Origin of the sequence: Variovorax sp. OK212 (genome assembly GCF_900112425.1) — a bacterium.
Taxonomy (GTDB): Bacteria; Pseudomonadota; Gammaproteobacteria; order Burkholderiales; family Burkholderiaceae_C; genus Variovorax.
This window is the reverse complement of sequence record NZ_FOLP01000034.1, coordinates 36,413-56,498: the sequence shown is the minus strand read 5'-3', so window position 1 is coordinate 56,498 and position 20,086 is coordinate 36,413. Positions and strand designations below refer to the sequence as shown.

Here is a 20,086-nt window from a genome sequence, read left to right as displayed (position 1 = left end):
CCACGGGCGACGAGATCGACGCGGTCGCCAGGCAGATGGCCGCCGAGCACGACGTGCGCACCGACCGCGCCGTGGCGCTGCTCGAGGCGCTGCGCGGCAAGGCGACGCCATGAGCGCGGCGCTGTCCTGAGCGCCCCGGGCACGTTGGCATAGCAGGCGCCGGCCACCATGAACCGCACCAACACCTTCCACGCCTACCAGTCGATTCCGAGGCCGGTGTCGATGATCGTGATCGAGCACGACCCCGAGCCCTCGCTGATCGTGCCCCCGCACTCGCACCCGCGCGCCCAGCTCGCGTACGCGGTGAAGGGCACCTTCACGCTGCACACGCCGGCCGGCGCGTGGCTGGTGCCGCCCAACCGCGCCGTGTGGGTGCCGGGCGGCGTGGTGCACGAAATGCACGCGCGCGGGCAAGCGGTGTCGAACCGGTCGCTCTACATCCAGCCCGACGCCTCGCCCGGCCTGCCCACCGAGTGCTGCGTGATCGAGGTGTCGCCGTTGATGCGCCAGCTGGTCATCGACGCCATCGGCATTCCGCTGCTGTACGACGAGGCGGGGCGCGACGGGCGCGTGATGCGGCTCATCCTCGACGAGATCTGCGCGGCGCCCAAGGTGCCGCTGCACGTGCCCATGCCGCAGGACGCGCGGCTGCTGCGCATCTGCCGCGCGCTGCTCGACGACCCCGGCAGCGACGGCGACCTGGAGCACTGGGCGCGCCACGGCGCGCTGGGCCGGCGCACGCTCACGCGCCTGTTCCGCGACGAGACCGGTATCACCTTCACCATGTGGCGCCAGCAACTTCGCCTGATGGAGGCCTTGCGCCGGCTGGCCATGGACACGCCGGTGACCACCGTGGCCATGGACCTGGGCTACGAAAGCCCGAGCGCCTTCACCGCGATGTTCCGGCGCGTGATGGGCAAGACGCCCAAGCACTACTTCGGGCGCAGCGACGTCGCTGCGGTCTGAGCTTCGGCGTGGTCGCTCCGCCACTCTGAAGGCGTGCGCTCTTCCCATTGGCGGAAGGCGCGGAAGAACGAGTTCTGGTCCTCATAGCCCAGCATGAACGCAACCTCCACGAGCGACAGGCCGGTGTCGGCCAGATGCTCCAGCGCCAGCTGATGCCGCGTCTGGCTGAGCAGCGCCTGGAAGCTCAGTCCTTCGTCGCTCAAGCGGCGCTGCAGCGAGCGTTCGCTCATTGCCAGCTCGCTCGCAACCGAGCGGATGTCCGGCCGGCCGGCCGTGAGGCGGCGCCTCAGGATCCATTGAATCTGCTCACCGAGCGATTCGCTGATCGATTGCTTCTCCAGCCGCGACTCGAGCTCGGGCACCAGGATCTCGAGCAGTTCGGCGTTGTAGCTCAGGAAGGGCCTGTCCAGGTCGGCCTTGTGCAGCACCATGCGATCCTGGCTTGCGCCGAAGCGCACACGGCAGCCGAAGTAGCGCTCGTGCGCGGTCGCGTCGCCGGCTGCACGCGTCAACTCGACGCACGAGGGCACGAGATGGAAGCCCGTGCCGCGCCGCCCCAGTTCAAGGATCGAGGCGAGAGAGGCATCGGCCAGCGCGGGCGGAACGGCTTCACTGCCCGCGTGGGGCCAGTGCATCCGGACCTCGCAGCGTTCTCCTTCTTCCGAAAGCAGCACCTGCTCGGGCGCGCACAAGCGCTTGAAGCGGGCCACGCGCTGCAAGGCGTCGCGGTAGTCGCGCGCGTGGCAGGCCGCGAGGAACGACGGCGGCATCACCGCGCCGTCGAGTTCGGTGGCCATGCGCAAGCCGAAGCCGGACTCGTCGCTCGCCTCGTGCATGGCGTGCCACAGGGCGAAGAACTGCTGCGTCGAGATGGGCGCCTTGTCCTGCACGACGCGCATCGGCAGGCGAGCGCGTGCCAGCACCGCCGCGCGAGAAAGGCCCACGCGCTTCATTCCCTCCCACAGTGCGTCGGGAATCGTCAGCTTGTCGGGTGTGGCCTTGCCCATGTCGCCTACTTTGCCTGGAAACCGCCGTCGACGTTCAGCACATGACCGGTCACGAAGCTCGCTTCGTCGGACAGCAGCCAGCAGATCGCGTTCGCCACTTCTTCGGGCTGGCCCAGCCGATTCATCGGGTGCATGGCCGAGATGCTGGCCTCGTTGTAGTTCTCGTCGCTGCCGCTCAGCTGCGCCGCGATGATGTCGGTCTTGATCGCGCCGGGTGCGACTGCGTTGATGCGCAGGCCTTGCGTTGCATGGTCGAGCGCGGACGACTTGGTCAGCCCCACCACGGCGTGCTTGGTGGAGCCGTAAGGGCCCGCATAGGCGATGCCGTTCAGCCCAGCGATGGACGCCAGGTTCACGATGGCCCCGTGGCCCTGCCTGACCATCTGCGCGATCTCGAACTTCATGCTGTAGTACACGCCGAGGATGTTGGTGGCGACCATGTCGCGGTAGTTCTGGCTGCTCGACTGCAGCAGCGTGCCGGTCTCGTTCGAAATGGCGGCGTTGTTGACGGCCATGTCCAGCCGGCCGAACTCGGCCACCACGCCCTCGATCATGGACTTGACCGCATCTTCCTGGGTGACGTCGTTCTGGACGAACCGCACCTGCGCGCCGTTCCGCGCGACGGCGGCAACCTCGGCCACGGCCGCGTCGCCGACATTGCGGCGCCGGCCGCTCAGGACGACGGTGACGCCGCGGGCAGCAAGCTTGAGGGCGACGGCCTTGCCGATGCCGGTGGCACCGCCGGTGATGAGAGCTACTTGTTGCGACATGGATGTTCCTTGTGTGAATGAACCGCTCGTTCGGGAAGAACCAGCATGGAAGCAGTCTAGGAATCGGCCGCGCCTGGCGATATGCACATGGCGCCAATGAACGGGCGGAAGACGCCAATGCCGCCTTGGCGCGATGGTCGACTGCCGGCGTTCTTTTCGCGCACGGCATTCGCTCGAAGCAGGCCTCGGCTGCGGTGCGGCCAACCGGTTCCGGCGTGCCTGTCGGCCCTGGGTGCCGCCGGGACGACAATAGGCGCAGCCCCGTTCCAATTCAAAAGCCACGACCATGCCCCGCCTCGACGACCCCCTCCACGACGCCGAAATCGGCTCCCGCGACAGCACGCTCGACACCACGCGGATCGACGACGTGCGCATCGGCGCCGTTCGCCCGCTCATGACCCCGGCGCTGCTGCAGGAACGCGTGCCCGTGCGCGACAACACGCTGGCGCTGGTCGAAGGCGCCCGAGCGGCGATTGCCGACGTGCTGCACGGCCGCGACGACCGGCTGGTGGTGGTGGTCGGACCGTGCTCCATCCACGACCACGACCAGGCCATCGAATACGCACAGCGCCTGAAGAAGGTCGCCGACTCGCTGCAGGACGACCTGCTGATCGTGATGCGTGCCTACTTCGAGAAGCCGCGCACCACCGTCGGCTGGAAGGGCTACATCAACGACCCGCACCTGGACGGCAGTTTCGCGATCAACGAAGGGCTGGAGCGCGCGCGGCGCCTGCTGCTCGAGCTGACCACGCTGGGCCTGCCGACCGGCACCGAGTTTCTCGACCTGCTGAGCCCGCAGTTCATCGCCGACCTGATCGCCTGGGGCGCCATCGGCGCGCGCACCACCGAGAGCCAGAGCCACCGCCAACTGGCGTCGGGCCTGAGCTGCCCGGTCGGTTTCAAGAACGGCACGGACGGCAGCGTGAAGGTGGCGGCCGACGCCATTCTTGCGGCCCGCGCGCCGCATGCCTTCATGGGCATGACCAAGATGGGCATGGCCGCCATCTTCGAGACACGCGGCAACGACGACTGCCACGTGATCCTGCGCGGCGGCAAGGCGCCCAACTATTCGGCCGCGGATGTTCAGGCCAGCTGCGAGGCGCTGCTGGCGAACGGCCTGCGGCCCCAGGTGATGGTCGACGTGTCGCACGGCAACAGCAGCAAGCAGCACCAGCGCCAGATCGTGGTCGCCGAAGACGTGGCGGCGCAGATCGCGGCCGGTGAGCGGCGCATCACCGGCATCATGATCGAGAGCCACCTCGAGGAAGGGCGGCAGGACCTGAAACCTGGCGTCGCGCTGAAGCACGGTGTCTCGATCACCGACGCCTGCATCAGCTTTGCGCAGACGGTGCCGGTGCTCGAAGGGCTGGCTTCGGCGGTCAGGGTGCGGCGGGGGTTGTCGAAGGGGTGAGGCTGGGGAGGGCCGTCCTGGCTTCGGGGCGGCGACTTGCGCGGTCCGGGCGCGTCGGACGCGAAACGCAAGCCAGCCTAAGCCGGCTGGTGTTTCGAGTCCTGCAAAAAGAAGCTGGAGAGATTCGATAACAGCGAATCCATTTCTACGGGGCTGCCAGAACAGTCTGCGACTGCACGAACTTCTGCGCGCCTGCTCACCGCGTAAGCCGCTGAACAGGCCGGCGACATATGCGGGGGGAACGCCAAGTTCCGGTTCCTGAAGAAAATCCAGCAACCGCCGGCCTCTGCGTATTCGGATGACAGCACGTCGGGCTCATGGGTGCCAGGAAATGCGCGAGCCTCCAGCGCCGCCAAGGCACGTGCATTCGAGAGATTTATTTCCTTCAAGGGCGCCATCACGGCAATCGAGTTCGCGTGTCCGCGGTTGGCTGTCAGTACCCGGATACGGGCGAGTCATTCGACCTGCAGCCTACGGTCCGATATCTGCTCGAACATCGTCTCAAGAATGGAAAGACGGATCGTTCACCAGAATCAGGAATACCAGAAGGCCTATCCCGCCGACAACGACAAGCGTTCGAAGCCACAGGGCGCCATGAACAGCCAGGTCCGGGACGCGGGCGGCAAACGCTCTCAGCCGGTCTCCCAGCGGATGCCCTCTTGGAAGAATCGCGGCGACCAGCAGTGACCCGGCCATCGTCAGCACGGCAAGCAGCACGAGCATGGCCACTGCACAGCCAAATGCCATCCAGAAGGCTTGTTTCATCGCCATTCGTCCTGGTCCTTCCTGTTGTCACGGCGTCCGTTCATGGCCGTGGACGACAACTGTAGCCGCAGTCCACTGCATTGCGGTCAATCGGCATGCGCCCGAGCCGTCATTCGAAGGCCATGGCAGAAATGGTCGCAAGGCAGAAACTCGTCATGCCAAGGTTGGCAACACCTTTCCTGAAGCGCCCCCCCACTTCTCGTCAACGCTTCGAATTCACAGCCTGGGCTGTGAGGCACCCGCCATCAATCGCAGGTTCTGCACAGCCGCGCCCGCGGCGCCTTTGCCCAGGTTGTCGAGCACCGCGCTCAAGACGATCTGGCCTGTGCGTTCATTCCATGCCACGGCCAGGCTCATGTCGTTCGAGCCGTTGTGGACTTGCGGGTCCAGCTCGGTGATCGGCACGGCAGACGGCATCGGCAGCACGCGCACATGTGCCGCGTCGCGGTATCGCTGCGTCAGGCACTCGTGGATGCGCACCCCCGAAGCATCGGAGGGAAGCATTCGCGCGTGCAATCCGATGGTGAGCACGATGCCCTGCCGGTAGCTTCCATAGGCCGGCACGAAGAGAGGCCGCTGCGCCAAGCCTGCGTAGGCCTCGATTTCGGCCACGTGCTTGTGCTCGAGTGCAAGGCCATAGACCTTCAACGAATGCGCACCCGTTCCGGCCTCGTGCGATTCCGCTCCGGCCCTGCCTTGACCCGAATAGCCCGAGACGGCATGGATGACCAGCGGATAGTCGGCGGGCAACAGGCCCGCATCCGTCAACGGCCGCAGCAGGGCGACCGCGGCGGTGGGATAGCAGCCCGGATTTGTCACCCGCGGCGCCGATGCAATGCGCTCGGCTTGCCGTGCATCGAGTTCCGGCAGGCCGTAGACCCAACCCGGGCTGGTGCGGTGGGCCGAGCTGGCATCGATGACGCGCACCGAAGGGTTGGCGATCATCGCCACCGCATCTCGTGCTGCATCGTCGGGCAGGCACAGGATGGCGATGTCGCATTCGTTGAGGGCAACCCGCCGGGCAGCCGCGTCCTTGCGCACGTTCGTCGGCAAGGTGCGGATGCGAAATTCCCCGCCCTGGAGCCGGTTCTGCAGGTCAAGGCCGGTGGTGCCCTGGTCGCCGTCGATGTAGATGTTGAGGTCCATGGCGTGCGATCGTAGGGATACGACCGCAATGGCTCCAGCTAAATATATGGAACCCCAGATTAAGAAAAGTTAAATTAGCGCCATGCGAGAACTCAGCCTTGACCATCTGCGCACCCTGGTCGCCATCGCAGACCTCGGGTCTCTGGCCAATGCCGCGCGCGCCCTTCACCTGGCGGCACCGACCGTCACGGTTCAGATCGCGGAACTGGAGTCGCGCCTGGGTGGCCAGTTGCTCGTGCGCGGGCGGGGGCCCGCGCAAGCAACCGCCTTGGGAGAGCGGTTCATCGCGCGTGCCCGCAGGCTGCTGGCGGACGTGGACGACGCAGTGGAAGACGTTCGACGCCAGCTTGCCGGCCAGACGGGCCGCGTGCGGGTGGGTGCCTCGACGGGCGCCATTGCGCACCTGCTGCCGCCCGCGCTCGCACGTCTGGCCCGGAACCATCCCGGCATCGACGTGAACGTGCAGGTGCTGACCTCCAACGAAAGCATGGCCCGGCTCGCCGCGGGGAGCCTGGATCTGGCGGTGGTGGCGCTGCCGCAGTCGCCTGTGCGCGGGGTGCATGTCACGCCCCTGCGGCGCGAGGCTGTCGTGGCCTTTCTGCCGGCGGACTGGAAAGCGCCCAAGCGGCTGACTCCGCAATGGCTGGCCGAACGGCCGCTGATCATGAACGACTCTTCCACGCGTCTCTACCGGCTGACCGCGGAATGGTTCTCTGCGGCCGGCGTCCACTGCCGGCCGCGCATCGAGCTCAACTACAACGACGCGATCAGGACACTGGTGGCCGCCGGCTACGGAGCGGCCTTGCTGCCGGCGGAGTCGCACGAATCCGCGCGTGACCCTCGCATCGCCGTTCGCCCGCTCAGCCCGGCCCTGTGGCGGCAGCTGGGCCTGGCGGTCAGCGACCGGGGCACAAGCGGCCCGACGCGTTTCGTCCTGGATGCGTTGCTGCCTGAAAAGGGTTCGGCCATGTGAACCGACGCCGGGCCGGCTGCGGGGCCGCCCAGCCAACCGCACGTGGCGACGCAGGATGGCACTGCCGCGATGACGGTCGGATTGGCCGATGGCCGACCGCCTAGGCGCGGTTGTTTGCAGCCTTGTACGCTTCCAGCTCCGCCTTGTGCTTCTTGTGCATCGCTTGGAAGCCGCTGAGCTTGATGAAAAGCGGCGCACAAAGTGCCATCGCAGCGCCGACCAGTTCGTCGTAGAAGAAAGTACAGGCTGCGCCCCCTGCGACCAACACGAAGATCACGGCAAGACGGAGCCAGTAGCCCATGGGAAGGGGTGCCAATGGCTCGCTGTCGCTGCGGGGCTGATTCGTCATTCCGAGTTCCTGGCTGTCTGATGATCTTGCCCGGTTGCAAAAAGCGCAACGTCGGGTTCTTTCATTCGGTTCGATTCAGGACTTTACGGGAAGCAGACCGATGCAGTCCGCATGCACCAGCCGATGCCATGAACGTTTCGACCGATCCACCGACAACGATTGTGGCCAACGGCGGTTGGTCGCACCGCTGCCGCGAGCGGCCCATCAGCTGTCGCGGTGAATGCTGGAACAGGGCGATTCCATCAGTTGCTTCAAACGGGACAACCCAGGACGCCTCGCCGCTGGCTACAGCCCCTCGATCTCCCACCGGCTCGCGTCCAGGCGCTCGAGCGTGGTCAGCAGCGTGCGCTGAAGCGCCTGCAGGCGGTCCTCGCGGAGGCGACCTTCCACGACGGCCTGAACATGGAAGCGATCTTCGGTGAATCGCACCGTCAGGCCGTCAATGACGGTGTGGAAGATGTTGTACTCCGGGCCCTCACGGGGCATGGGCGACTCTTCATCGAGCCGGTACAACGCCGTGAGTGCATCGAAGTCGGGGGCGTCGTCGAATTTCCAGTAGCTCTCTGCGCCCGGCCAGGCATGGGCGCGGTGCCAGAACTCCTGCCGGACGTCCCGCAGGCGATTCATCTTCTTGCCTCGCAAGCAAGCCGATACCCTTCGATCCCCTCCGCGAACGTCGGCCGGCGCTCCGTCCATTCCGTCAGCTCGCGCAGCCCGGCGGATCCGACCCACCGCCAGAGGTCTGCAAGCGAGTGGACGTCACCGCTCATCAAGCGCGCTCCTGTCGGCGCTTCGAAGGCAAGCGTCAGTCCGTAGGGGCACAGCGAGCCGCACAGGCGCTCGGCCGCGATCCGGCGTGGCGTTTGCCGCCGAAGCCTACGAGCTCTCGCGCTGCTCGATGTGGAACGGAATCAGCACCGTCTCCACAGGCGGTGGATGCCCTTCGCGCGCGCCGTCGATCACGCGAAGCAGCAGTTCGCCCGCGGCCTTGCCGATGCCCACGCAGTCCACCGCCACGGTGGTGATGCGCGGGTGGCACGCGCGCGCCACCTCGAAGTCGCCGAAGCCCGCGATCGCGATGCGGCCCGGCACGTTCCAGCCGCGGCGCTGGCATTCCATGAGCGCACCGAAGGCCGACAGGTCGGACACGCAGACCACCGCGTCCACGTCGGGCCACTGCCGGATCAGCTGCGCCACCGCCTCGCCGCCTTGTGCCATCGAGATCGGCGGCTGGCCGAAGCTGATGACGCGGCCGTCGGGCAGGCCCAGTTCGCGAATGGCCTGCGCATAGCCGCGCTGGCGGTCCGCGCCGCGCGTGTCGCGGTTCGACGTGCCCCCGATGTACGCGATGCGCCGGTAGCCCTTGCCGTGCAGGTGCCGCACCATCGCGGCGGCCGCCTCCGCGTTCGAGAACCCGACGGTGTGCCCGATGGGCGTGGCCGGCAGGTCCCAGGTCTCGACCACCGGCACGCCGGCGGCCTGCAGCATGGCGCGCGCGGCGCTCGTGTGCGCGCCGCCGGTGAGGATCACGCCCTCGGGCCGGCGCGCGAGCATGGCGCGCAGCAGGCGCTCTTCGGTCTCCACGCGGTAGTCGGTGTAGCCCAGCAGCACCTGCAGGCCGCGCGCTTCCAGTGCCGCGGTGATGCCCTGCGCGGTCTCCGAGAAGTTGGAGTTGTTGAGCGACGGAATCAGCACCGCGATGAAGCCCGAGCGCTTGCTGGAGAAGGTTCGCGCGGTCTGGTCGATGACGTAGCCCATGTCCTCGCAGGCCTGCAGGATGCGCTGGCGCAGCGCCTCGGAGGTCACGCGGTCGCTGCTCTCACTGCGGTTGAGCGCGCGCGACACCGTCATCTTCGACACGCCCACGCGCGCGGCGACGTCGGCCATGGTGGCCGGCCGAGCGAGCGGGGCGGCGGGGGCGACAGGGGCGGGGGCTTTGGACGAAGGCAAGTGGCTGTCTGTCTTGTTCGGTGCGGAAATGATGCAGGAATGTGGCCGAAGGCTTGTTGCCGAGGTACCGATACCTTCGAAAACCAGCGATGGACGCGAGAAAGCATACCGCGCGCCGCGCCATTTCAAGAATGAAATAAGCGCTTCCGACCGTACGGGAAAAACCTGAGTTACCGGTATCGAGTGCAGTGCCAGGCCCTCAGCAAGCGCTTCCGCGGCACGCAGGCGGTCGACAAGGTCGCGCTCGACGTGCGCGTCGACCGACGTGTTCGACCCCCGGCAACGGGTACCGCACGCAGTACAGGGCAGTACAAGCGGCGCGGGGCAAGTAGCAAGCAAGCGGGGCGCTGCGCGGCTACTTCAGCTCCTGGTACTCGAAGCTCGCGTTGTCGATGATCTTGTGGTGCTCGAGCCCATGGATGTCGAAGAGCTTGACGTCCGTGCGCTCGGGCGAGAAGTCCAGGATGCCGAAGTTCTCCCGGTCGCCGGCGAACTTGTATTTGGTGACGAACGCGCCCGAGGAAACGATCTCGAAGAACTTCGTCGAGCCGCCCGGCGGAACGAAGCTGTTCTCGTGGATGTCGCCCGACAGGAAGATGGTCTTGCGCCCGAAGGTGAGGCTGCGCAGCCTGGCGTACTCGTCGCTGTAGCGCATCCAGCCGTCGCCCGTCGCGCGAATCGGCGTGCCTGCGCAGATCAGCACGAAGCCTGTCTCGTTCGCGAGTTCCTGCGCCAGAAAATCGAACTGCTTGTCGCCGATCAGCGCGCTGTGGTCGCCGGGCTTCTCGCGGTTCCATCGCGTGTCCAGGAAGATCGCCTTGCCGATCTTCTGTTGTTCGTGGAACAGCGGAATCGCGTAGTAGATGCCGTCTTTTTGCAGGGGTACCTGTTCGATCTGCATGAACTGGCGAAAGAGCTTGCGTGACACCGCTTTCACCGCGGGATCGACCTTCGCGCCCAGCACGTTGTTCCACGCAAAGTCGTGGTCGTCCCAGGTGCCGTACACGCCGCCGCCGTTGTCCTGCTGCTGGCGCAGCGCGTCGAACAGCAGCTTGAAGTTCGGCACGCCCCACTGGTCCGTGTAGTGCCCGGTCATCTTCTGCTCGAATGTCGCCACGTCCCATTCGGCCGGTTCGCCGAGGTGGGGAAAGAAGTCCATGTAGATCTGGTCGCCCAGCAGGAAGAGATAGTCGGGCTGCTGTTCCGCGATGCGGTTCCAGACCCGCTGATAGCCCTTGGGGCCGGACCTGAAGTTCATGCACGAGGTGAACGCGATTTTCATGGGGCTCCTTCTTTCCCGGTCTGCATGCCGGGTGCCGCGGATCATAGGGAGCCCGTGGCCGTTGTCCCTCGACTGAATATGGGATGGCGCGCGGTGCTCAGGCGCGCTCCGAGAACACTTCAGGCGCGCGTCATGCACGCTCCTTCTTCAACTGCCGCAGCGCCGCCTCTGCATGCGCAACGAAGCGGCTCGACAGCAGCGAGGCCGCGAAGTTGTCGTTGGTCACCGCGAAGATGTCGAACGACGGCGCCTTCTGTATGGGCCTGAAGCTCAGCCGGTCGGTCATGCAGCCGCGGGCCGTGAGGTCGTCGACGATGGCCACGCCCGCGCCCGACGCCGCCAGCGCGCAGGCGCTCTGCCCGGCGCGCACCTCGATGCGCGCGTCGGGCCGGCAGCGGTGCTGCACGCACCAGTCGGCAATGATGCGGCCCTGCGGCGTGTCGGGGCTGAAGGCGATCATGCGTTCCTTCAGGATGTCGGTGGGCTTCAGCGTGCGCCGCGCCTCCAGCGCATGGCCGCGCGGGAACACGCCGGCAAGGGTCCATTGGCCGATGGGGCGCGCGGTGAGCAGCGGGTCGTCGATGGCCAGCGTGGAGATGGCCACGTCGGCCTCGTGCGTGGTCAGGCGCTTGACCATTTCCTTGGCGAGCACCACCTCCAGGTAGATGCGCGCGGCCGGAAACTCCTCGCCCAGCGCGGTGAGCGCGCGCGGCACCATGTCCAGCCCGGTGCTGGGGCTGCACAGCACGCGCAGCGTGAGCATCTTGCCGTCCTTCAGCGCCTGCGCGCAGTCGTCGATGCGCGCCACGCCGCGGTACACCTGCTCGACCTCGGCGAACAGCGCCTGCGCCTCGGGCGTGGGCCCGAGCTTGCCCTTGCGCCGCTCGAACAGGCGCAGCCCGAGCTGCAGTTCGATGTGCGACAGCATGCGGCTGATGCCGGGCTGCGACACGTGCAGCGAGCGCGCCGCGTCGGTGACGGAGCCCGCCAGCATGACGGCACGGAAGACTTCGATCTGTCGGAGGTTCATGACTTGTCCCGCTGCGTTGTCGTTGTTCGATAACGTGATGTTATGGCCTTGCGCAATGTTGGTATTTGCCGGGCGCGCGGGTGCTTCCTAGGATCGGCGTTCTTTCTTCGAAGAACCACAAGACACAAGAGGCAAACGAGACATGGAACACGCTCCCGCCGCGCGCGGCTTCACGCGCAGACAGGCCCTTTCGACGATCGCTGCGCTGGCCGCCCTTTCGACCCTGTCGACATTCCCGGGCGCATCGTTCGCCGCCGACGCCTGGCCCACCAAGCCGCTGCGCATCATCGTGCCCTTCGCGCCGGGCGGCGGCGCCGACGGCTCGGCCCGCGTGCTGGCCGAGGTGCTGGCGCCGCAGCTGGGCCAGCCGGTGATCGTGGAGAACAAGCCCGGCGCCGGCAGCGCCATCGGCGTGGCGGCGGCGCTGCAAAGCCGCGACGGCCACACGCTGCTCATGGGCAGCAACAGCATGGTGATCAACCCCGTGCTCAACCCCAAGCTCACCTACGACGTGGCGCGCGACTTCGATGCCATCGGCATGGTGTCGCAGCAGCCGCTGGTGCTGGTGGTGCCGGCCGACTCGAAGGCGAAGACGGTGGCCGATCTCGTGGCGCAGGCCAAGGCGCAGCCGGGCAAGCTCAGCGCCGGCAACAGCGGCACGGGCACGCTGGCGCACCTGACGGCCGAGCTCTTCGCGCAGGAGACCGGCACCTCGCTGGTGAGCGTGCCCTACAAGGGCGAGAGCGCGCTGATGCCCGACCTGATCTCGGGGCTGGTGTCGATGGGCTTCCTGAACCTGCCGAGCGTGATCGTGCACATCCGCTCGGGCCGGCTGCGCGCGCTGGCGGTATCGTCGGCGCAGCCGGTGGCCGAGCTGGCGAACGTGCCGACCTTTCGCAGCCTGAAGCTGCAAAGCCTGGAGGTCGAAGGCTGGGCCACGCTGGTGGCGCCCAAGGGCTCCATTCCGCCCGAAGGCCTGGCCCGGCTCGAGAAGCTGCTGGCCGCGGCGCTGCAGTCGGACACCGTGAAGAAGCGCTTCGATGCGCTGAGCCTGGAGGCCTTCGCCAGCGGTCGCGAGGCCACGGCGCAGTACCTGAAGACCGAAGGCAGCCGCTGGGGCCAGGTGGTGAAGAGCCGCGGCATCCAGGTCGAGAACTGATGAGGGCATGGCAATGAATGCGAGCATGAACACGCGCGGCGGCAGCCTCGTGGTCGAGGCCGATGTGGCGGTGTGCGGCGGCGGTGTCGCGGGCACCATGGCCGCCGTGGCGGCGGCGCGGCAGGGGGCGTCGGTGGTGCTGGTCGAGCGCTACGGTTTCCTGGGCGGCAACGCCACGGCCGGCGCGGTGGCGCAGTTCAACAGCTGGCAGACCGGCAATGGCCGCAAGGTGGTGGCGGGGCTGGCCGACGAGGTGGTGGCGCGGCTGCGGCTGTACGGCGGTGCGCGCGCGCACGAGAGCTTCGTGATGTCCACCGGCCACCGCATGGACCGCGTCGAGTACGCGCCCGAGGTGCTCAAGCTGGTGCTCGACGACATGGTGGCCGAGGCCGGTGTGCGGCCGCTGCTGCACGCGAACCTGCTGGGCGTCGACTGCGAAGGCCGGCAGGTGGCCGGCCTGCGCGTGCTGACCAAGGGCGGCGTGCTGGCCTTGCGCGCGGGCGTGCTGGTCGATGCCTCGGGCGACATGGACGCGCTGAAGCAGGCGGGCGCGCGCTTCCTGGAGCTGGGCGACGGCGAGGCGCTGCAACCGGCCACGATGATGTTCCGCTTCGGCCCGATCGACTTCGAGCGCTTCGGCGCGCTGTCGAAGGCCGAGCTGGCGGCGCTGGCCGCCAAGGGCTACGCGCAGGGCGGGCTGGCGCGAGCGGCGCTGCATTCGAGCCGCGACCCGTATTCGAACGACGGCTGGTTCAACATCAGCCGCCTGGGCATCGACGCCACCGACCCGATGGCGCTCGGCGCCGCGGAGATCGAAGGGCGGCGCCAGGCCTGGAAGGCCTCGGCGTTCCTGGCGGCCGCGGTGCCCGGTTGCGAGGACGGCCGGCTGCGCGCCTTCGCCACGCAGGTGGGCGTGCGCGAAACGCGGCGGGTGGAGGGCGACCACGTGCTGACGGCCGGCGAGCTGCTGGCGCCGATGCAGTTTCCCGACGCCGTTGCGGCGGGGGCGTACCCGATCGACATCCATCCGGCGCAGGGCGGCGCGCTGCACTACGTGCCGATGGACGACGACCACGCCTACCAGATCCCGTACCGCAGCCTGATCCCGAGCACGCTCGACAACGCGCTGGTGGTGGGCCGCGGCATCTCGGCCAGCCATGAGGCGCTGGCGGCGATCCGGGTCATGACCATCTCGATGGCCGTCGGCCATGCGGCGGGCATCGCGGCGGCCATGGCCGCGAAGGCGGCCGGCGCGGGCATGGGCGCTCAGGTGCGCTCGGTGGCGGTGCCGGCACTGCGCGAGGCGCTGGTGCGCGGCGGCGCGGTGCTCGCCTAGCCGTTCAAGGCGTCAGAAAGGCACCGGGCGGTTCAGAGCCAGTTGCCGCTTTGCGGCATCTGGACCTTCTCGGCCGGGTCGTTGCTCGTCACGAACGAGCCGATGACGATGCTCAGCAGCGAGATGAAGATGCTCGCGAACAGGGCGGTCCAGAAACCGGACACCCGGAACCCCTTCACCAGCGCGGCCACCAGCAGGATCATCAGCGCGTTGATGACCAGCAGGAACAGCCCGAAGGTCACCAGCGTCAGCGGCAGCGTGAGCACGATCAGCAGTGGCTTCACGACCGCGTTGGCCAGGCCCAGCAGCAGCGCCGAGACCACCAGCGCGCCGGTGCTGTCGAACTTCAGTCCGCGAAACAGGTGGCTGGCCACCCAGAGCGAGACGGCGGTGATGGCCCAGTGGATGAGGAAGGGGGTGATGTTGTTCAGCATGTGGCGGGCAGGATAGCGGGTGTGTGGCAGCAGACGCAGAGCTTGTTGCCCTCGGGGTCGCGGAAGTAGGCGCCATAGTAGTCGGGGTGGTAGTGCGGCCTGAGGCCCGGCGGGCCTTCGCAGGTGCCGCCCTGCACCAGCGCCGCGGCATGGGCACGGTCGACGGTGGCGCGGTCGGGCGCCATCAGCGCCACCATCTGGCCGTTGCCTGGCGCGGCCGCCTGCCCGTCGAACGGGGTACCCACCAGGAACAGCGGGCGGGGCGCGTCGGGGCTCTGCCAGCCGGCCCACGGCTTGGCGTCGTCGCGGAACCGCAACTTCATGCCCAGTGTTTCCATCAGCATCGAATAGAAGTCAAAGGCGCGCGTGAAGTCGTTCACGCCGAGGTAGACATGGGACAGCATGCGGGGCTTTCCTCGAGGGTTGGCCTGCGATTATGGAGGCCTGTTTTCAATCGTTACTGCGTGAAACAATGACGGACAGGCCGTTAAGATCGCCGGTTTCGCGCTCCCGCGCCGAGGAAGAGAGGACCCGGGAGCTTTCTCTGTCGCCGGATCAACAAGGATCGTGCGCCCTATGGCCAATGCGTCGATCGCCAGCATGACCCCCGCCCCGGCCTCGGCCGACGAGGCCGAATCGTGGGTGCGCGGCGAACTCATCCGCAGCCTGATGCGCTCCGCGCGCGGCTCCTACTTCGTGTCGGCGGCGCTCATGCCGGCCATGGTGGGCCTGAACTGGGGCTACGTGCCCAAGTGGGAACTGCTGACCTGGCTGGTGGCCGGCATCATCGCCACCGCCTGCCGCGCCTGGGGCGCGCGCGTGTACGCGGTGCGCTACGCCGGACGCAGCGCCGCGGCGCAGCAGCAGTTCACCGAGCGCTACGGCTTCGTGTGGAGCACCAGCGCGGTGGTGTGGGGCTTCTCGGTGCTGCTGTTCTTCGAGCGCTCGCCGCAGGTGAACCAGTTCATGAGCTGGCTCATCGTGGCCGGCGTGGGCACCTTTCCGCTCAACGGGCTGGCGCTGCACCCGCCGCTGCTCAAGCGCTACGTCAACACGCTGTTCATCACGATGCTCGGCGCGGTGGTGCTGCGGCTGGTGAGCCTGACGCTGCAGCACCCGCAGTTCCAGTACGGCTACCTGATGCCGATGCTGCCGATCCTGCACTGGTTCCTGCTGCTGCGGGCGGGGCGGCACGTTCACGAGACGGCGCGCAACAGCCTGGAGCTGCTGTTCCACAACCACATCCTGATCAAGTCGCTCACCCAGCAGCGGCAGGCGGCGGTGTCGGCCGTGGCCATGAAGAACCGCTTCCTGGCGAGCGCGGCGCACGACATGCGCCAGCCGGTGCTGGCGCTGTCGCTGTACGCCGACTGGCTGCGCAACGAGCCCGAGCTGGTGCTCGAGCTCGCGCCGAAGATCGTGCGCGCCACGCACGCGGTGAACGCGCTGTTCGACTCCATGTTCGACCTGGCGCGCATCGACTCGGGCCAGGTGCGCCTGCACGTGGAGCGCGTGGACGTGCCCGAGCTGCTGCACGACCTGGAGCTGCAATACCGCCCGGTGGCCGAGAGCCGCGGCCTGGACTTCCGCGTGCACGTGTGCGAGGGCTCGTTCCTGACCGACCCGATCCGTGTGCGCCGCATGATCGGCAACCTGCTGGCCAACGCCATCAAGTACACGACCGAGGGCGGCGTGCTGCTGGCCGCGCGCAAGACGCACGAGGGCCTGCGCGTGGAGGTGTGGGACACCGGCATCGGCATTGCGCCGGAGCACCTGCGCGACGTGTTCCTGGAGTTCTACAAGGTGGCCGACCATGCCGGCACCTCCGACGGCTTCGGCCTGGGCCTGGCCATCGTGGCGCGGTTGTCGCACGTGCTGGGGCACCCGGTCAGCGTGCGTTCGCGCCTGGGCAGCGGCAGCGTGTTCCGCGTGGCGCTGCACGATGCGGACGAGGCGGTGGCGCAGGCGCGGGTGACGGCCTCCGGCGGCTGAGTCTCAGGACCTGCCCACGACCTGCCCAGGTCCTGGGCCAAGGCCTGACCCGAGTCGTAGATTTCGCCCACAAAAAAACCGCGCACGGGGCGCGGTTCCTTTGCGGGCAGCCCTCGCGGGCAGCCGATATCAGCCCGACAGCAGCCCGTTCGTACGCGCGTAATGCAGCGCCTGCGTGCGGCTCTTCACTCCCAGGCGGCGGAACAGGCGCCACAGGTGAACCTTCACCGTGTGTTCGCTGATCTCCAGGTCGGTGGCGATGTCGCGGTTGCTCATGCCCTTGTCGAGCATGGCGATCAGCTGCGTCTGGCGCTTGGACAGCTTGCCGCTGTTGGCGGCCGGCATCTCGTCGGTCTCGTCTTCCGAGCCGGCCATCAGCAGGCCGCGCAGGGCGGCCGCCAGCTCGTTGGAGCTGGCCGACTTCTCGATGTAGGTGTCGGCACCCGCCTCGATGCAGGCGTCTTCCATGTCCGCCGCCGGTGCCGCCGAATACACGGCGATCGGCACGTTCGGGTAGACCTGCTTGACCGCGATCACGCCCGACACGCCATTGGTGTCCGGGAGCTTCAGGTCCAGGCAGAAGAGGGTGGGGGCGCCACGCTGCTGAACCGAGCCCGCAAGCTTGTCCAGGCGCTCGAGCTCGACGATGTTCTCGGCCGGGCGCAGGCGCCGCAGGACCATCACGATCGCGTCGCGCATCAGGGGGTGGTCGTCGATGACATAAATGCTCATGTTTTCTTCCTTTGTGATCGCACCGTCTTCTCTCTTTTCTCCAGCTCACCGGCCAACAAGCCGGCGGGCGTTGCCGGATCAACTCCCTTGGTTTGCGGACGTTGCCTCGGCCAGTGCCTCCAGCGCCTCGGTGACAGCGCGTGTTCCTTCTGTGTCGATGGGTTCCAGCTGCTCGGCCAGCGAAGCCAGTGCCTCGCCGCGCTGCGCCTGCAAGACCGCGATGGTACGGCCCGCTTCCTGCGGCGATGTGAATCCACGGCTCTGCAGCAGGGTTTCGCCGCGCGCATCCAACAGCTTGAAATAGAAGAGGCCGTCGGCCTTCTCGCGGTATTGCTTGAAGCTGGGCTTCGCGACCTTGGCCGCCTTGGCGCCGCCCTTGTCCTTGCCGGCCGCCAGGTTGCGCAGGCCCACGGCGTGGCGCAGGCTGGTCATGAACGGCTGCGAAAGCGCGCGGGCCTTCTCGGCGCCGATGAGCAACAGGCGCTCGATCTCGGCCGGGTTGGCGATCAGCTCGTCGTAGCGTGCGCGCAGCGGGGCCACTTCGAGGTCGATGCGCTCGAACAGCAGCTGCTTGGCGTCGCCCCAGCCGATGCCGTCGGCGTAGGCCTTGCGCAGCATGTCGGTCTCGTCGGCATCGGCAAAGGCCTGGTAGATCTGGAACAGCGCCGAGCCTTCGGTGTCCTTGGGCTCGCCGGGCGCGCGCGAGTCGGTCACGATGCTGGTGATCTGCTTGCGCAGGTACGCGCGCGGCGCGAACAGCGGGATCGTGTTGCCGTAGCTCTTGCTCATCTTGCGGCCGTCGAGGCCGGGCAGGGTGGCCACGGCGTCGTCGATCTCGGCGTCGGGCAGCGTGAAGTGCTCGCCGTACTGGTGGTTGAAGCGCTGCGCCATGTCGCGCGCCATCTCGATGTGCTGCACCTGGTCGCGGCCCACGGGCACCTTGTGCGCGTTGAACATCAAAATGTCCGCGCCCATGAGCACGGGGTACATGAAGAGGCCGGCCGTCACGTCGGCGTCGGGGTCCTCGCCCTTGGCCACGTTCTTGTCGAGCTGCGCCTTGTAGGCATGCGCGCGGTTGAGCACGCCCTTGCCGGTGACGCAGGTGAGGAACCAGGTCAGCTCGGGGATCTCGGGGATGTCCGACTGGCGGTAGAAGGTGACGTGCTCGGGGTCGAGGCCGCAGGCCAGCCAGCTGGCGGCGATCTCGAGGGTGGAGCGCTGGATGAGCGCCGGCTGCTGCACCTTGATGAGCGCGTGGTAGTCGGCCAGGAAGAAGAAGCTCTGCACATCGGGCGCGACGCTTTGCCGCACCGAGTGGCGGATCGAGCCGACGTAGTTGCCGAGGTGCGGCGTGCCCGACGGGGTGATGCCGGTCAGGACGCGCAGGGGAGCTTGAGAGGACGAAACCATGGAACGGAACAGAACTTAGAACAGCAAGGCCTTGAGCGGCGTGATGATCAGGTTGATGACGTAGTAGCCCACGTCCATCAACGGGCGCAGCCAGTAGTTGCTGACGACACCCGCGATGACGAGGCCCATCACGATGAAGAAGCCGTAAGGCTCGATGCGCGCCAGGAACATCTGCGCCTGGCCGCTGGGCAGCAGGCCCGCGAGCACGCGGCCGCCGTCCAGCGGGGGCAGCGGGAACAGGTTGAAGGCCCACATCACGAGGTTGACCAGGATGCCGCCTTGCGCCATCTTGATGAAAAAGGTTTCATTGATGCCCGCCGCGACCAGCGCGATGAGCACCAGCGCCCAAAGAATCGCCTGGATGAAGTTGGACACCGGTCCGGCCAGCGCGACCCAGATCATGTCGCGCTTCGGATGGCGCAGCCGCCCGAAGTTCACCGGCACCGGCTTGGCATAGCCGAAAAGGAATGCGCCCGAGGTTGCGAAGTACAGCATCAGCGGCATCAGGATGGTCCCGATGGGGTCGATGTGCTTCATCGGGTTGAGGGTGACGCGCCCCATGACCTCGGCCGTGTTGTCGCCGAAATGGCGCGCCACATAGCCGTGCGCCGCCTCGTGCACCGTGATCGCGAAGATCACGGGCAGTGCGTAGATCAGTACGGTCTGTATCAGATTGGAAATATCCACCGGGCGATTGTGTCAGACAGGGAGTTGATATCGGCCCGATTTCACAGGCCCAGCACGGCCAGCGCACCACGCCCCTGGCGCACCACGACCGGGTCGTCGCCGCTGCCCATGGGCGTCAGGTCGACCACCGTGGTGGGCTGCGACGGGCAGGCGCCGGCGTCGATGACGGCGGCAATCTGCTTCTCGAAGCGCTCGCGAATGGTCTGCGCATCGTTCAGCGCCTCGGTCTCGCCGGGCGGGATCAAGGTGGTGGCCAACAGCGGCGCGCCGTGCAGCGCCAGCAGCTCCAGCAGCACCTTGTGGTCGGGCACGCGCAGGCCGATGGTCTTGCGCTGCGGATGGCTCACGCGGCGCGGCACTTCCTTGGTGGCTTCGAGCAAAAAGGTGTATGGGCCCGGCGTGGCCGCCTTCAACAGGCGGTACTGCTTGTTGTCGACGCGCGCGTAGTTGGCGAGCTCGCTCAGGTCGCGGCACAGCAGCGTGAGGTGGTGCTTGTCGTCGACCTGGCGGATGCGGCGAAGCTGGTCGACCGCGTCCTTGTCGTCGAGGTGGCAGGCCAGGGCGTAGCTGGAGTCCGTGGGCACGGCCACGATCTCGCCGCGCTCCAGCAGCGTGACGGCCTGCTTCAGCAGGCGCTGCTGCGGGTTCTCGGGATGGACTTCGAAGTACTGGGCCATGAAAGAGGTC

Annotated in this window: 21 protein-coding genes; 6 read left to right on the top strand and 15 right to left on the bottom strand. The window is 67.4% G+C overall.

The window, feature by feature from the left end; genetic code table 11:
* Window positions 1-168 precede the first annotated feature (168 nt).
* Complete coding sequence (locus BM004_RS38925) at window positions 169-966, top strand: AraC family transcriptional regulator (RefSeq protein ID WP_093222041.1); 798 nt, start codon at window positions 169-171, stop codon at window positions 964-966.
* Here BM004_RS38925 and BM004_RS38920 read toward each other — a convergent pair.
* Together BM004_RS38920 and BM004_RS38915 are read right to left on the bottom strand one after the other, a co-directional pair.
* On the bottom strand, window positions 933-1,973 hold the full coding sequence (locus BM004_RS38920) for an AraC family transcriptional regulator (protein ID WP_093222037.1): 1,041 nt from the start codon (window positions 1,971-1,973) through the stop codon (window positions 933-935). The genes BM004_RS38925 and BM004_RS38920 overlap by 34 nt on opposite strands.
* 5 nt (window positions 1,974-1,978) lie before the next feature.
* On the bottom strand, window positions 1,979-2,743 hold the full coding sequence (locus BM004_RS38915) for an SDR family NAD(P)-dependent oxidoreductase (protein ID WP_093222033.1): 765 nt from the start codon (window positions 2,741-2,743) through the stop codon (window positions 1,979-1,981).
* A gap of 286 nt (window positions 2,744-3,029) precedes the next feature.
* Here BM004_RS38915 and BM004_RS38910 point away from each other — a divergent pair, with 286 nt between their 5' ends.
* Window positions 3,030-4,154 (top strand): 3-deoxy-7-phosphoheptulonate synthase, encoded by a 1,125-nt coding sequence (locus BM004_RS38910; RefSeq protein WP_093132907.1) that lies wholly within the window; start codon window positions 3,030-3,032, stop codon window positions 4,152-4,154.
* Between the two features lie 501 nt (window positions 4,155-4,655).
* On the opposite strand, the gene BM004_RS38905 is transcribed toward BM004_RS38910, so the two are convergent.
* Both BM004_RS38905 and argC read right to left on the bottom strand, forming a co-directional pair.
* The gene (locus BM004_RS38905) at window positions 4,656-4,925 is read right to left on the bottom strand and encodes a hypothetical protein (protein WP_093334592.1); all 270 of its coding nucleotides are present in this window, start codon (window positions 4,923-4,925) and stop codon (window positions 4,656-4,658) included.
* 210 nt (window positions 4,926-5,135) lie between these two features.
* Complete coding sequence (gene argC / locus BM004_RS38900; protein ID WP_093222026.1) at window positions 5,136-6,065, bottom strand: N-acetyl-gamma-glutamyl-phosphate reductase; 930 nt, start codon at window positions 6,063-6,065, stop codon at window positions 5,136-5,138.
* An 82-nt stretch (window positions 6,066-6,147) separates the two neighbouring features.
* Between argC and BM004_RS38895 the strand changes: the two genes are divergently transcribed.
* On the top strand, window positions 6,148-7,038 hold the full coding sequence (locus BM004_RS38895) for a LysR family transcriptional regulator (protein ID WP_093222022.1): 891 nt from the start codon (window positions 6,148-6,150) through the stop codon (window positions 7,036-7,038).
* Window positions 7,039-7,138: 100 nt separating this feature from the next.
* On the opposite strand, the gene BM004_RS38890 is transcribed toward BM004_RS38895, so the two are convergent.
* The 5 genes from BM004_RS38890 to BM004_RS38870 all read right to left on the bottom strand — a co-directional run bounded on the left by BM004_RS38890 (window position 7,139) and on the right by BM004_RS38870 (window position 11,649).
* A complete protein-coding gene (locus tag BM004_RS38890; RefSeq protein ID WP_093334591.1) occupies window positions 7,139-7,387 on the bottom strand; it encodes a hypothetical protein in 249 nt (82 codons plus the stop codon).
* Between the two features lie 285 nt (window positions 7,388-7,672).
* Complete coding sequence (locus BM004_RS38885) at window positions 7,673-8,014, bottom strand: hypothetical protein (RefSeq protein WP_093222015.1); 342 nt, start codon at window positions 8,012-8,014, stop codon at window positions 7,673-7,675.
* Window positions 8,015-8,263: 249 nt separating this feature from the next.
* Window positions 8,264-9,274, bottom strand: coding sequence for a LacI family DNA-binding transcriptional regulator (locus tag BM004_RS38880; protein ID WP_093222013.1), 1,011 nt, complete (start codon window positions 9,272-9,274; stop codon window positions 8,264-8,266).
* Between the two features lie 418 nt (window positions 9,275-9,692).
* On the bottom strand, window positions 9,693-10,619 hold the full coding sequence (locus tag BM004_RS38875) for an alkaline phosphatase D family protein (protein ID WP_177206772.1): 927 nt from the start codon (window positions 10,617-10,619) through the stop codon (window positions 9,693-9,695).
* A gap of 130 nt (window positions 10,620-10,749) precedes the next feature.
* A complete protein-coding gene (locus tag BM004_RS38870; RefSeq protein WP_093132924.1) occupies window positions 10,750-11,649 on the bottom strand; it encodes a LysR family transcriptional regulator in 900 nt (299 codons plus the stop codon).
* A 142-nt stretch (window positions 11,650-11,791) separates the two neighbouring features.
* Between BM004_RS38870 and BM004_RS38865 the strand changes: the two genes are divergently transcribed.
* Window positions 11,792-12,808 carry a Bug family tripartite tricarboxylate transporter substrate binding protein gene (locus BM004_RS38865; RefSeq protein WP_093222006.1) on the top strand — a complete coding sequence of 339 codons (1,017 nt, stop codon included), beginning with the start codon at window positions 11,792-11,794 and terminating at the stop codon, window positions 12,806-12,808.
* A 13-nt stretch (window positions 12,809-12,821) separates the two neighbouring features.
* On the top strand, window positions 12,822-14,144 hold the full coding sequence (locus tag BM004_RS38860) for an FAD-dependent oxidoreductase (RefSeq protein ID WP_256220272.1): 1,323 nt from the start codon (window positions 12,822-12,824) through the stop codon (window positions 14,142-14,144).
* Window positions 14,145-14,176: 32 nt separating this feature from the next.
* Here BM004_RS38860 and BM004_RS38855 read toward each other — a convergent pair whose 3' ends face one another.
* The gene (locus tag BM004_RS38855) at window positions 14,177-14,578 is read right to left on the bottom strand and encodes a phage holin family protein (protein WP_093222004.1); all 402 of its coding nucleotides are present in this window, start codon (window positions 14,576-14,578) and stop codon (window positions 14,177-14,179) included.
* Window positions 14,572-14,982 (bottom strand): VOC family protein, encoded by a 411-nt coding sequence (locus BM004_RS38850; protein ID WP_093222000.1) that lies wholly within the window; start codon window positions 14,980-14,982, stop codon window positions 14,572-14,574. Before BM004_RS38850 ends, BM004_RS38855 begins: the two co-directional genes overlap by 7 nt.
* 172 nt (window positions 14,983-15,154) lie before the next feature.
* Between BM004_RS38850 and BM004_RS38845 the strand changes: the two genes are divergently transcribed.
* Window positions 15,155-16,570 (top strand): surface-behavior sensor histidine kinase ShkS, encoded by a 1,416-nt coding sequence (locus BM004_RS38845; RefSeq protein ID WP_093132932.1) that lies wholly within the window; start codon window positions 15,155-15,157, stop codon window positions 16,568-16,570.
* 129 nt (window positions 16,571-16,699) lie between these two features.
* Here BM004_RS38845 and BM004_RS38840 read toward each other — a convergent pair whose 3' ends face one another.
* The 4 genes from BM004_RS38840 to BM004_RS38825 form a co-directional block, all read right to left on the bottom strand.
* A complete protein-coding gene (locus BM004_RS38840) occupies window positions 16,700-17,302 on the bottom strand; it encodes a LuxR C-terminal-related transcriptional regulator (RefSeq protein ID WP_093132936.1) in 603 nt (200 codons plus the stop codon).
* Window positions 17,303-17,380: 78 nt separating this feature from the next.
* Window positions 17,381-18,712 (bottom strand): tryptophan--tRNA ligase, encoded by a 1,332-nt coding sequence (locus BM004_RS38835; RefSeq protein WP_093221998.1) that lies wholly within the window; start codon window positions 18,710-18,712, stop codon window positions 17,381-17,383.
* A 15-nt stretch (window positions 18,713-18,727) separates the two neighbouring features.
* Window positions 18,728-19,399 (bottom strand): site-2 protease family protein, encoded by a 672-nt coding sequence (locus tag BM004_RS38830; RefSeq protein ID WP_093132940.1) that lies wholly within the window; start codon window positions 19,397-19,399, stop codon window positions 18,728-18,730.
* Between the two features lie 41 nt (window positions 19,400-19,440).
* Window positions 19,441-20,076 (bottom strand): L-threonylcarbamoyladenylate synthase, encoded by a 636-nt coding sequence (locus BM004_RS38825; RefSeq protein ID WP_093132942.1) that lies wholly within the window; start codon window positions 20,074-20,076, stop codon window positions 19,441-19,443.
* Window positions 20,077-20,086 lie beyond the last annotated feature (10 nt).